This is a genomic window from Candidatus Sororendozoicomonas aggregata (genome assembly GCF_031528575.1).
GTDB lineage: Bacteria > Pseudomonadota > Gammaproteobacteria > Pseudomonadales > Endozoicomonadaceae > Endonucleibacter > Endonucleibacter aggregata.
Map to the genome: position 1 here is coordinate 58,809 of NZ_JAVLSP010000010.1, position 12,647 is coordinate 71,455.

Sequence of the window (12,647 nt, forward strand, 5' to 3'; positions counted from 1 at the left end):
TTAAGCCCGACAGGCTCCTGGCCCGGATATTTCATAAACATGCTCCTGGCCTTGCTTGCTCCTTGCGGCTCTAAGGGAGTTTTGCCCAGTCGACCGTACTCCCCGGTACGGCGCTCCTTCGCAAAATCCCTTAGAGCCGCAAGGTTCCGCGCAATTCTCAGGGCAGTTTATGAAATATCCGGGCTAGGTTGGTGGCGTCTCGCCAATATCAATGGCAGGGCCGAGAAACCGTGGTTCAGCGCATAACAGGTGCACCTCTATAAACGCCAGTACCCTGGCAAGAATTTCTCGCCCCCGGTTATTAAGGTCGCTGTTCGACCCATCACCGGCATTAAAGGCAATGGCATCAATGCCCTGATCAAAGGCAATATAGAGCGCCCGGTTATTAAGATAACCCTGGGAAATAATAGTTAAAGCATCCAGTCCAAAGACATTTTTAGCCCGAACGATAGAATCCAGTGTCCGAAAACCCGCGTAGTCCCGGTAGATCCTGTCGGCAGACACCCCCATTTTCAGAAGATCGCCGCGAATTGTTGTGGGTTCGTTATAGTAGGGCGTGGCATTGTCACCACTGATCAATACATAATCAATCTTACCCGCTTTATAAAGGGCCGCAGTGGCCAGCAGTCGTAGCCGGTAATGGTCATTGACGCCCCCGTTACGGGAAAATTTGCTGGTACCTAGTAGCAGGCCAACTTTACTGTGGGGGGTTTTATCAATATCTGAATAAAGATAATCAGTGGTTGTAGATGTAACAAATATGTTGGCAACAATAACAAGCGCTATAGTACCTGCTATAGCAACGGCTATGACCCCTGTAACAACATTTATGCAGGTTGGCCTGAGTCCCATCAGGAGCTCCGTATTTTTTCCGTTTTAGATGCCCGGAGACGTTTCCTCCAGAGATTCATAGTAAACCATATTATGTGAACTGACTAAAGAGGCTGTGGCAAAAGTGCGGCGCTTCCCTGATGCGGCGTTGACACTGAGTTCAGCGTCGCTCGCGACTTGTGCCACAGGCTCCTAGGCGTCCCTGCTATGGCGAGTCCTGATCAGATAAACCCCCATTTCCGCATGGTGCGTATAAGGAAACTGATCAAACAGTGCCATTTTCTCAATGCGATGGGTTTCCCCAAGGGTTAAAAGATTCTTTTTCAACGTTTCAGGGTTACAGGACACGTAGATAATACGGTTGAAGTTTTGCGCCAGTTTTTCTGTCCCCTTGTCAAGCCCTGCCCTGGGGGGGTCAACAAACACCGTTGAGAAGTCGTAGCTGTTCAGATCAATATCACGCAGTCGGCGAAACTGACGCGCGCCCCGCATGGCCTGGGTAAACTCTTCACTGGAAAGACGCGCTATCTCAGCATTACCGATGCCGTTAAGTCTGAAGTTATGGCGGGCACAATTGACAGACACTTTTGAAATCTCAGTGGCCAGTACTTTGCCAAAATGCTGTGCCAGTACGCAGGTAAAATTGCCATTACCGCAATAGAGTTCCAGCAAATCGCCAGGACTGTTTTGAGCGCACTCACTCGCCCAGGCCAGCATTTTTTCGTTCACGCCGGCATTAGGCTGAGTAAAGCTATTCTCCACTTGTTGGTAATGATAAGTCTGTCCGGCCACATGCAGGGTTTCTGTGACGGTATCGGTTTTGAGCACCACTTTTTGTTTTCGAGAGCGACCGATGATGGCAATATTCAGTAGGTGTTGTAGCCGCTTTGCTTCATCGGCCCAATGGGCATTGAGCGCTTTATGATAAATCAAAGATACCAGTGCCTCTCCCTTTTGCGTTGTCAGGAACTCCACCTGAAATAACCGATGACGCAGCACTGATGACGCGCTAATGCTGTCGATCAGAGCTGGCATCAGCTCGCCAATACGCGCGGACCCGGCAATAAAATCGGTCACATTGAAAGGCGCTTTCGTCTCAGGGTCAAACATCCGGTAGTAGCTGCGGTTATCATCATGCCAGATACGAAATTCAGCGCGCATGCGGTAGTGGGACGGCGCAGAGGAAAAGACGTTCAGAGCAGGCGGTGTAAACACCTGAAACTGCTCTGTAATCCGCTGAGCTTTCGCTTTGAGCTGCTGATCGTAAAGGGCAGTATCAACTTGAGCCAATGACATAATAACAAGTACCGTTGGCTTCCCAATGACTGGAAGCCTTGTTGATAGGGGAGACAAAAAGGGCGAGTATTATGCCGCCTGGCACACGTTAATTGAAGATGGCCAGTTTTAACAGGGACAGGACAAAGAGAATGTACATGGTAGGGGACACCTCTTGATAACGACCACTGAGCAATTTGATGCCAGTGTAGGCAATAAAGCCAAAGGCAATACCCGTTGCGATGCTGAAGCTCAGGGGAATACTGACGGCCGCAATCACCACCGGGGCAGCTTCGGTAATGTCGTCCCAGTCAATATGCACCAGGGAGTGAGTCATTAGTACCGCGACAAACATCAACGCTGGCGCGGTGGCATAGGGCGGAACAATACTTGCCAGGGGCGAAATAAACAGGCAGGCCAAAAACAGCAGACCAACAACTACCGCTGTCAGACCGGTTCTGCCGCCAGCCAGAATACCGGCAATACTTTCCGCGTAACTGGTGGTGGTTGAGCTGCCAAGGCCAGCACCGGCCATTGACGCGACACTATCAGCCATCATTGCCCTGCCCAGATGGGGCAATTTATTGTCTTTATCCAGTAACTTCCCCTTTTGAGCGACAGCAATCAGCGTTGCTGAGGTCTCAAACAAATCCACAAACAAGAAAGAAAAAACAATACTGATCAGCCCAACTTCAAACGCTCCTGAGAGATCCATGGCCATGAAAGTGGGGGCAATACTTGGCGGCGGTGAAATCACGCCATTGAACTCAACCTTGCCTGCGAGCACACTGACAACAGTGACGGCGAGGATGCCGATAATGACAGCGCCGGTGATGTTTCTGGAATACAGGGCAACGATAAGCAGTGTCCCCAGGGCTGTCATCATTGCCGGCCAGGTAGCCATATCACCGAGTGTCACCAAGGTGCCCGGATTGTCAACGACAATACCGGCGCTTTGCAGTGCGATAAACCCGAGAAAAAGTCCAACCCCGGCTGCTATCCCTGCCCTCAGTGAGACAGGAATACTATTAATAATCCATTCACGGATTTTAAAAATACTGAGCAGGAAAAAACTACAACCTGACAAGAAAACAGCGCCCAGGGCAACTTGCCAGCTGTAGCCCATTTGTCCGACAACGGTAAAGCTAAAAAAGGCCATCAATCCCAAACCGGGTGCCAAAGCGATGGGGTAATTAGCATATAATCCCATCACCAAAGAACCCAGGGCAGCAGCTAAACAGGTAGCGACAAAGACAGCGCCCTGGTCCATACCCGTGGATGCGAGCATATTGGGATTAACAAAGATGATATAAACCATGGTTAAAAACGTTGTTAACCCGGCAATGACTTCGGTCTTTATATCAGACCCTCGCTCCTTCAACTTGAATAATCGCTCAATCATTTGTTGTCTATTAATAAAAAGAAAAGGAGCAATCTATCTTATTTGTTTATTTCTGTGAATATGTAGAAAATAGTAAAATATCAGTGCAATAACCAATAGCCCGTTATTTATCCTCGGGTAACTCGGGTAAGGGGTCTCTCCTTGATGCCTCATCAGCCAAAATCTCAAGCCCTGACAGGTCATTAATGGCTTTATCTTGTTGGCCTTGCACAACCGATAGTGATTCCGCGAAAGGCGCTATTTGTTCGGTGACAGTGGCGCTGCCTCGCTCAGATATTACCCGAGATACCTTCATACCAGTCTCATGGAAGATATGGCTTGTGGAAAAAACTTTCCCTCCATCGGGTAACCGCTGTTCACTCAAGGTTGTGACTACTTGAGGAGGGATTTTGATTACCTGAGCGCCAGCAACGCCTTTGTGTTTCCTCCTTAAGTGTTTTTTGACAGAGGAAGAGTAAGTAAATACTTCATTACAAACGTTGCAACTGTATATTTTCTCTTTGGTGTGGGTTCTTTTGTGCCTGGTTAGCTTGTCGTGCGTTTTAAAAGCTTTATCACATTGATCGCATAGATGGTTTCTTTCTTGCGAATGGGTGGTTACTCTGTGTCTTTGAAGATGAGCAAGTTGAATAAAAGTGGATTCACATCCAGGCTCGGTGCAAAAATAAGGTCTTTCTCCCGTGTGGGTTCTTACGTGCGCGTTGAGATTGCACTTCGTGAAAATTTTGCCACATACTTCGCAAGGGATTTTTTGATCATTCATGTTGAGGTTTCCTTCGCTGGCAGAGTTGATCTATCGGTTGTCGTCTGATGGCGTTACAATCTGACCTGACACCAACACGTTTATTGTCGTTTGTCCTGTCAGGTCATACCAAATCCCTGGTCTAACTGCGGCATAACTGACCATTTTAGAATGCGTGACCGGCATAGTCTCAACCCATTAACAGCCTTCATCGTCTGATTCCCATCCAGCTTCCATATTGGCGGCTTGTTGAAGAAGTTTCTCTACGTGCTGGAGGGTTTTGATTCTCGCCCTTAGGCGCAATAAAAGCCCTTTGAGGACGTCAATCAATAAGCCTTCGGTTCTCGGAGGTCATTTAACTATCATCAGATACAGGTAAGGGGGGGCTAATAAATGCCGCCATAGCCAAGGCATCAAGCCCTTCAAGCTCTTCAAGCCCTGACAGGTCATTAATGGCTTTACCTTGTTGGCCTTCTTGCAAAATCGATGTTAATTCTGCGTAAGGCGCTCTTTGTTCGGTGACAGTGACGCTGCCTTTTCCAGATGTTACCTGAGACACCCTCATACCAGTGTCGAAGGTATGGCTTGTGGAAAAAACTCTCCCTCCATCGTCTAACAGCTGTTCATTCAAGGTTGTGACTACCTGAGGAGGGATTTTGATTGCCTGAGCGCCAGCAACGCCTTTGTGTTTCCTCTCTACGTGCACTCTAGCAGTGGAAGAGGTAGCAAATAGGTAAAGACAAACGTTGCAACGGTAAATTTTCTCTCCAGTGTGGGTTCTTGTGTGCCTGTTTAGCGCCCAGGGCGTTTTAAACGCTTTACCACATCCAGATTCAGTGCAGGGGTAAGGTCTTTCATCCGAATGGCAGGTTATGAGGTGCTGTTTAAGTTGACCAGCTTGAATAAAAGTGGATTCACATCCAGGCTGGGCGCAAAGATAAGGCCTTTCTCCCGTGTGGATTCTCATGTGCACCTTGAGAGTTTTATTTGAAGCAAAAAGTTTGTCACATACCTTGCAAGCGCATTTTTCATCATTCATGTTGAGGTTTCCTCCGGTAGCGGAGTTAATCTATTAATTGTCGTTTGATGGAATGACAATCTGACCTGACACCAACACGTTTATTGTCGTTTGTACTGTCAGGTCATACCAACCCCCTTTTTCTAGATTCAGGTTTTCATACTCCATTAGATCAGTAAAATACATAACCACAGCAGCCAGATGCATCCACTGTTATCTTGTGTAGGGTGAGCGGCAAGCGGGGAGTCGAGTGATTTAAATCCTTCAGTTAGCTGTGATCCACGAGAAAGAGTTTCAGAGGGTGAGTAAATGAAATGATACCTAAGTCTAGCAGCTACGACTCCAAAAAGTTAGAAAAGGCGGTTGATATTAGGAGACATCACGGATAAAGACCGATTAAAAGAGTAGTGGCAACGAAAACCTTACCAACGTCGTCACCGCAAAGCCAGGAGCATGTTTATGAAATATCCGGGCTAGAGTTCATTGTCGTGTTTTTTTTCGCAAAAGGGTAGAAGGGGTAGACTGTTGGTGTTATTTAACATTCAGCTACCCTGAGATGTTGCTGGCAGGCAGAAAAACTAAGCGGCAGCAGCCAGTGAATCATTGCGGACAGCACAAGCGCGTGCTTCAAGCTCCGCCAGCATTAAGGCCAGTTGTTGACGCTCCTTTGCTTGTTGTTCTGCTGTTTTCATTATTTTTCCCTGTCGAGCCCTGGCAATTGCTTGTTGAATGCGCCGTGTTTTTGGATTCAGCTCAACAGTGGCTTCAGTATCATCATTCGATGAAGCGACCCCTTGCTTTTGTTCATCCTCAACCACAGTTTCGGACTTACCTTCAACCACAATAGTTGTCAGCTCTTCAGCAACATGGGTATCACCGGCAATGGCCGCATCCGCAGCAGCTTGAATAGAGGCCAACTGGGCAGTAATACCATCGCCAAGGTTAATTCCCTTGATGTTAACGACAGCATTCGCCTGTGACCCTCTCACCTGCGCGGTGGGCTGTGATGATAGGCTTTCTTTTTCACTACCACCTGCTGGCAGGGCAGGCTCAGCTTCAACCACCGCAGAGGTGTTCACAGTTTTTGATGCGGAAGATTGTACAGTCTTGACTTCCGTTGTCGTATTTTTCGTCGACTCTTCAGCGCTCTCCCCGTTTTTTGAGGAAGACATATCACTCGTTGGCATATCTTCCTCGGTCGCCTCAGGAGAAGCCAGTTCTTCAAACAGAGAAGCCAGCTCTTTTTCCAGGGCCGACTTTCTTTGGCGCGCTTTCTTCCTGGGTTTAATTTTGACGGTACTGGTTTTATACCCTTTCAAACTTTTTGCGCCCAGCGTTTCAAGGGCTTCCTGCTCAAGAATGGCCAATTCGCTCCGGTCATCGGTAAAATCCCATTCTTCCACATGAAACTGCTCAGCACCGTGAAGCCTGATTTCCCGGTACAGGGGGTAATCCATGTTTTGTTCAGCAGCACAGACCATCTTTTCCCATTGGCTCTCTAAATCGTTACGAGTGCTGCCTACAAAGACCTGTCCTGAGACCTGATTGGTGACGGTAAAGATAATCAACGCTAAATGACCTTTCTGCAAAGAATAACGGGCGCGCAATTATACCTGTGGATTCTCATCTGTGCAGGGAAAATGCTTCAGTATTTATCGAGAAATTCGCGGAATTTTACCCTACCCCGCGGCGAGCGTAGTCTATCAATGACTTTTTCTAACTACCGTAATGAGCATGGCAAGCTGGATGTCTGACAGTAGCAATGAAAAGGCCCGGTTATCGGTGGTAAAAACCTCTGGCGATGCCAGAGATCAACGATTATATCCAGTCCGATGCCGGCTTTTTACGAATCCTCAACCGAGGCAGAAGCAGTCCCAGTAGTACCCCAATCACAACAGTACCTCCACCGTAGATAAACCACTTAACCCGACTGTCACTGATTAACTGCTTGTTATCTGTTTCGAGTAACTGGACACGGTTTTTCAATTGCAGGTTTTCTTCCACCAGATTTTTGTTCCGCTGGTCGATGACCAGCGTGTCGGCACTGATAGTGGTAATACGTTTGAGCTCCATATTTTTCTGCTCAAGATTGCCGGTAACCTCGCGCAGTTTTTCTGCCAGGGTTTCCTGATCCATTTTTGCCTGTTCCAACTCAGCCACTATGAGCGTTTTATCAGAAGCAGCTTTGTTAGCAGCAGCTTCCAGGGCAGGTAGCTGCTGACGCGCGGGTGGGTTGTTCTGCATGTATTGGGTACGGATATAACCCTCAAGGCCATCAGGGGTGACAACTTTACTGTAGTTATTGCCGGCATCAGCTTCCAGCACCTTTAACTCAGTGCCTGTTTTAATGCCCTGATGGATTATACGGTATTGACTACCCGGGCCTGATCGCATGGGGATGTAGATAATATCCGTCACATAGCGGCTTTCCGCGTAGACGCACAGCGCGAAAAAGCCACTGGTCAGTAACGTTATACAGCGTGTTTGAAATTGATTCACGGCAAGACTTTCTTAAATGGCTTGACAACAACCTGGCGATAGATGCCAGCCTCTACATAAGGGTCTGCATCTGCCCACTGTTGGGCTGCTTCCAACGATTCAAATTCAGCGACAACCAGGCTGCCTGAAAAGCCAGCACCACCGGGGTCAGGGCTATCAATTGCCGGGCAGGGTCCTGCCAGAACCAGCCGACCAGCCGACTTCAATGCGTCGAGGCGAGCCAGATGGGCGGGTCTGGCTTTTTGGCGTAATGATAAACTATCAGCTACATCGTCACTGATGATGGCGTACATCATGGTTTTTTTTCCTCTGTCCGTATGTGCCGTGATATAAAGAGGAACTGAATCATAACAAAAGCAAAGGTTAATATCAGGCTGCCAAAGACTTTAAAATCCACCCAAATGCGGTGGAAGGTGAAAGCCACAAAAAGATTGGCTGCGCCCAAAAAAATAAAAAAGACCACCCAGCTGATATTCATTTTCAACCATACGCTATCAGGCAGGGTCAGCGCATGTCCCAGCATTCGCTGGATAAGGGGTTTCTTGCCAATAAACTGGCTGCCCAGAAAGGCTGCCGCAAACACCCAGTTCACAATGGGTGCCTTCCATTTTAAAAATGCTTCATTATGAAATGCCAGGGTTAATCCGCCAAAAGCTATCACCGCAATGAGCGTAATCAGGTGACTTTTCTCCAGCGTACGATTTTTCAGGTACAAACCACCGTATACCACAACGGATATTATCATCAGTACAAAGGTGGCACTGAAGGGGCCACCTAACTCGAAGGGGTGCCCCGCGAGCTCAACCATTCGCGGGTCCATTTTGTAGACTACCAGGAAGGCAATCAGGGGGATAAAATCAATAAGTTGCTTCATAGTTTGCCAGTCAGTTTGAGGGGCTAGCCGGATTATCGTATCGTAACAGTCGCTACAGATGCCTTGTTTATCATAAACCAGATTTCAGAGCGATACACGGTACAGAGAGTGAATGAAACATAAAACCGGATTTTCATTTATAGCATTACCCGGTAAAGTGTCACTTTTCAAAGAACGGCGAACTGACGATCGTGTCTGTTGACCTGCATTGCCATACGACTGCTTCTGATGGCACCTTGACCCCGCGCCAACTTTATCAGCGCGCTCATGCCAAGGGCGTGGAGATATTGGCTATTACTGATCATGATACCATCGCCGGTTTCTCCTGGTTGCAACAGCATCTGCCGGCAGAGGGCCCACGCCTGGTGCCCGGAATAGAATTGTCAACACGCTGGTCAGGGATTGAAGTGCATATTGTCGGGCTGAATTTTGATACGACACACGCCAGCGTTGGTCACATTGTAGACATCCAAAGCCAGGCCAGACAGGCCCGGGCGAAGCATATTGCTGGCCGGTTGGCAAAGCGACTGGGCTCACCATGGTCATCAGAGGGCATTATTGCGGAGGTATTATCCCTAAAGAAGGCAGCGCAAAGGCAAAATAACGATGAATGCCATTTGCGGGATGATGAACACCAGCTCGGTCGACCGCACTTTGCCAGGTGGTTGGTGAAAACGGGCATTATCAACGATGCTTCAAATGCCTTTAAAAAGTATTTAGGCAACAACAAGCTGGGTAATCTGTGTGCTTTCTGGCCAGGGATGAGTGAGGGTGTAGCCCGCATTCGGGCATTAGGAGGTACGGCTGTCCTTGCTCACCCTGGCAAATACCGTATGACACGCACCAGGCTCAGGGCGTTAATCACTGACTTCAAGTATGCGGGCGGTCATGCCCTGGAGGTATCGGGAGGAACTACGCCCCACAGTCAGGTTCAGCAGCTGGCTGGTTTTTGTCAGGAGTTTGGACTAAAAGCCTCCCAGGGCAGTGATTTTCACACTCCCGATAATCCCTGGATTGAACTGGGAAAAATGCCACCATTGCCCGCGTCAACGTCACCCGTTTGGGAAAATTGGTAGAGGCTCTTTGGGCAACGCCAATCAAAACGCATTTGAAACTCCCCTTGCTTTCTGGCAATGCATGACTGAGTATGGGGTGCTGGGAGCCTGTCGGACTTAAGGCAATTTCGGCCTGAAATCCAGGAAAGTACGAAAGTCTCACCGTTACGCTATTCCAACGTCAATGCCGGAAAATAAGCATCTTACCATGGCAACACTGTTTCAGAACCTCTCCGGGGAATTAAAACAATCTCTGTTTGACCGGGGGCAATTTCGAGCGGATCTGACCCTTTCCAGTAATCCCATATTTGCCTATAAGAAAAGCCTTCGGGAAGCCCATAACACGCTCAATCGCTGGTTCGATGAAAAGCTCGATATCACTGTACTGGTCAATGCGCGAGCCTGGTATATTGATCAGATGCTGTCACTGGCCTGGGAACATTACCCCTGGCATAAAGAAGAAGCTATTGCCCTGGTGGCGGTTGGAGGCTATGGACGGGGTGAGTTACACCCCGGTTCAGACATTGATATCCTGATATTACTGGAAAGCGATAACTACAGTGTCCATCAACCCCATATTGAAGCATTTTTAACCTTGCTGTGGGACATTGGCCTGAAGTTAGGCTCGAGTGTTCGCTCTGTTGATGAGGCCATCGAACAGGCACGCGGTGACCTGAGTATCATTACCAACTTGATTGAATCCCGTCCGCTGGCAGGACCCGGGCGCTTATACCAGCAGTTGCAAAAGGGGATCAGCACGGAGCATATGTGGCCCAGTAAACAATACTTGCAAGCCAAGTTTGAGGAGCAACGTAAACGACATCGTAAGTATAATGACACCGAGTATAATCTTGAACCCAATATCAAGGGCTCACCGGGTAATTTGCGTGATCTTCATATGCTCGGCTGGGTTAGCCATCGCCACTTTGGAACCCACGACCCTGCCGGACTTGTGACGTCTGGTTTTCTAACCAAGGGGGAGTATCGCTTACTTATCAAGTGTCGCTCCTTTCTCTGGAAAATACGCTGGGCATTGCATACCCGGCAAAACCGGTGTGAAGATCGGTTATTGTTCGAATTCCAGAAAAATCTGGCGGAACAATTTAACTACCGGGATAACCGCGGAGCGATGGCCGTCGAACAGTTTATGCAGAGTTATTTTCGCACTGTTATGGCAGTGACCCAGCTCAATGACATGCTGTTGCAGCATTTTGACGACGGGATTCTCAATGCCAATGCGATTCCCACAGTGGTGCCGATTAATGACCGTTTTCAAATCCGCAACAACTATATTGAAACCAGACACCCTGATGTGTTTCTACAGTACCCGCCTGCCATTCTCGAAATGTTTGTGCTAATGACTCGTGATCATGAAATACTCGGGGCTCGGGCAGAAACCATACGACAACTGCGTGAACACAGGCATTTGGTGGACAAAGCCTTTCAAAGCGATCCACGCTGTACGCGACTTTTTCTTGAGTTGATGCAGGCTCCTTTTAATATGACAGCAACACTTCGTCGTATGGCGCGTTACGGTATTCTTGGACGGTACCTCCCAGAATTTAATCGGGTTATCGGACAGATGCAGTTTGATCTGTTCCATACCTATACCGTGGATGCCCATACCCTGTTACTGATCAAATACCTTCGAAGGTTCAGTTATAAAGATCAGGCCAGGCAGTTTCCTGTCGCCACGATGATTCTCAAGACCCTGCCCAAACCCAGGCTGCTGTACATTGCGGGATTATTTCATGATATTGGCAAGGGGCGCGGCGGTGATCACTCCCAGCTAGGAGCCATTGACGCGGAGAAATTCTGCCGACGCCACGGGCTGGACAATGAAGATACCTTGCTTGTCACCTGGCTGGTAAAGGAGCACCTGACCATGTCAACCACTGCCCAGCGCATGGACATTTCAGACCCTGAGGTCATTCATGCCTTTGCTGGTAAGGTTGCGTCACTGGAACGCCTGGATTATTTGTATACCCTCACTGTTGCCGATATCAATGCGACCAACCCGCTTTTATGGAATGGCTGGCGCGCATCATTATTACAACAGTTGTACAAACATACCCGGCATTTTCTAAAGCAGGGAGTAAACCCGTTGCCGTCACGGGCAAGTCAGATTATTACTATTAAGGAAAAGACAATGCCACTGCTGGCTGACCGGGGCATTACCCAGGGTCAGGCTGATGGCTTATGGGGGCAGATGGGGGGAAGTTACTTTATTAGCCATGAGCCTGAAGAGCTGGCATGGCAACTGGCGGGCATTTTAACTCATGATGAAGACAACCCACTGATTATCATCAGGGAAACCAGCAGTACAGAAGAACATGGTGGCTCCAGAATTTTTATCTATACCCCGAATCAGCCGAACCTCTTCGCGGCGACAGTCGCGGCGCTGGATCACCTGCATTTACTGATTCAGGACGCTCGCATTTTTACCTCCGCTGGCGACTTCAGCCTGGATACTTTCACGGTTCTGGAGCGCGATGGTTCAGCCATTGGTAGAAACCGTCAACGCATTTACCAGATTCAATACCATCTTGAAAAAGTACTGACTTCACCGGGGTCCTTTCCTGATCTGATTCGTCGGCGAACGCCCCGGCAACTGAAGCACTTTTCCAGGGAACCGGAAGTGGTTCTCAGCCACCATATCAGCTCCCGCGAGACCCTGTTAAGCATCACCGCTACCGACCGCCCGGGGTTACTGGCAATCATCGGAAAAGCGTTTATGATACTCGGTCTGCAAGTGGAGCGGGCAAAAATCGCGACATTTGGTGAGAAAGTTGAAGACCGTTTTGTCATTACTAAAAAAGCGGGGAAGGCGTTTTGTGACCCCAGGTATTGCCAGGCAATTTGCTCAAAACTCATTAACGTTTTAAAACAAGCTACCGCCCGGGAACCTTAAAAATTACGCCGACCAGGAGCCTGTCGGACTTATGCTCGAA

At 48.6% G+C, this 12,647-nt stretch carries 12 protein-coding genes; 2 read left to right on the top strand and 10 right to left on the bottom strand.

What is annotated here, in order from left to right; all coding sequences use genetic code 11:
- Positions 1–183 precede the first annotated feature (183 nt).
- The 10 genes from V4C51_RS03605 to ispZ all read right to left on the bottom strand — a co-directional run bounded on the left by V4C51_RS03605 (position 184) and on the right by ispZ (position 8,641).
- Positions 184–852 (bottom strand): SanA/YdcF family protein, encoded by a 669-nt coding sequence (locus tag V4C51_RS03605; RefSeq protein ID WP_330924761.1) that lies wholly within the window; start codon positions 850–852, stop codon positions 184–186.
- 171 nt (positions 853–1,023) lie between these two features.
- A complete protein-coding gene (trmA, locus tag V4C51_RS03610) occupies positions 1,024–2,127 on the bottom strand; it encodes a tRNA (uridine(54)-C5)-methyltransferase TrmA (protein WP_330924762.1) in 1,104 nt (367 codons plus the stop codon).
- Between the two features lie 88 nt (positions 2,128–2,215).
- A complete protein-coding gene (locus tag V4C51_RS03615; protein ID WP_330924763.1) occupies positions 2,216–3,508 on the bottom strand; it encodes an NCS2 family permease in 1,293 nt (430 codons plus the stop codon).
- Between the two features lie 103 nt (positions 3,509–3,611).
- Positions 3,612–4,271 carry a C2H2-type zinc finger protein gene (locus tag V4C51_RS03620; RefSeq protein WP_330924764.1) on the bottom strand — a complete coding sequence of 220 codons (660 nt, stop codon included), beginning with the start codon at positions 4,269–4,271 and terminating at the stop codon, positions 3,612–3,614.
- Positions 4,272–4,605: 334 nt separating this feature from the next.
- Complete coding sequence (locus V4C51_RS03625) at positions 4,606–5,289, bottom strand: C2H2-type zinc finger protein (RefSeq protein ID WP_330924765.1); 684 nt, start codon at positions 5,287–5,289, stop codon at positions 4,606–4,608.
- Positions 5,290–5,322: 33 nt separating this feature from the next.
- Positions 5,323–5,475, bottom strand: coding sequence for a hypothetical protein (locus tag V4C51_RS03630; RefSeq protein WP_330924766.1), 153 nt, complete (start codon positions 5,473–5,475; stop codon positions 5,323–5,325).
- A 371-nt stretch (positions 5,476–5,846) separates the two neighbouring features.
- A complete protein-coding gene (locus V4C51_RS03635) occupies positions 5,847–6,875 on the bottom strand; it encodes a GIY-YIG nuclease family protein (RefSeq protein WP_330924767.1) in 1,029 nt (342 codons plus the stop codon).
- Between the two features lie 211 nt (positions 6,876–7,086).
- Positions 7,087–7,767, bottom strand: coding sequence for a TIGR04211 family SH3 domain-containing protein (locus V4C51_RS03640; RefSeq protein ID WP_330924768.1), 681 nt, complete (start codon positions 7,765–7,767; stop codon positions 7,087–7,089).
- Positions 7,764–8,063 carry a YciI family protein gene (locus V4C51_RS03645; RefSeq protein ID WP_330924769.1) on the bottom strand — a complete coding sequence of 100 codons (300 nt, stop codon included), beginning with the start codon at positions 8,061–8,063 and terminating at the stop codon, positions 7,764–7,766. The genes V4C51_RS03640 and V4C51_RS03645 overlap by 4 nt, the downstream gene beginning before the upstream one ends.
- On the bottom strand, positions 8,060–8,641 hold the full coding sequence (ispZ, locus tag V4C51_RS03650; RefSeq protein WP_330924770.1) for a septation protein IspZ: 582 nt from the start codon (positions 8,639–8,641) through the stop codon (positions 8,060–8,062). Before ispZ ends, V4C51_RS03645 begins: the two co-directional genes overlap by 4 nt.
- 191 nt (positions 8,642–8,832) lie before the next feature.
- On the opposite strand from ispZ, the gene V4C51_RS03655 reads away from it, so the two are divergent.
- Both V4C51_RS03655 and glnD read left to right on the top strand, forming a co-directional pair.
- Entirely contained in the window at positions 8,833–9,717 is an 885-nt protein-coding gene (locus V4C51_RS03655) for a PHP domain-containing protein (RefSeq protein ID WP_330924771.1), read from the top strand.
- A 187-nt stretch (positions 9,718–9,904) separates the two neighbouring features.
- A complete protein-coding gene (glnD, locus tag V4C51_RS03660) occupies positions 9,905–12,607 on the top strand; it encodes a [protein-PII] uridylyltransferase (RefSeq protein WP_330924772.1) in 2,703 nt (900 codons plus the stop codon).
- Positions 12,608–12,647: the final 40 nt, after the last annotated feature.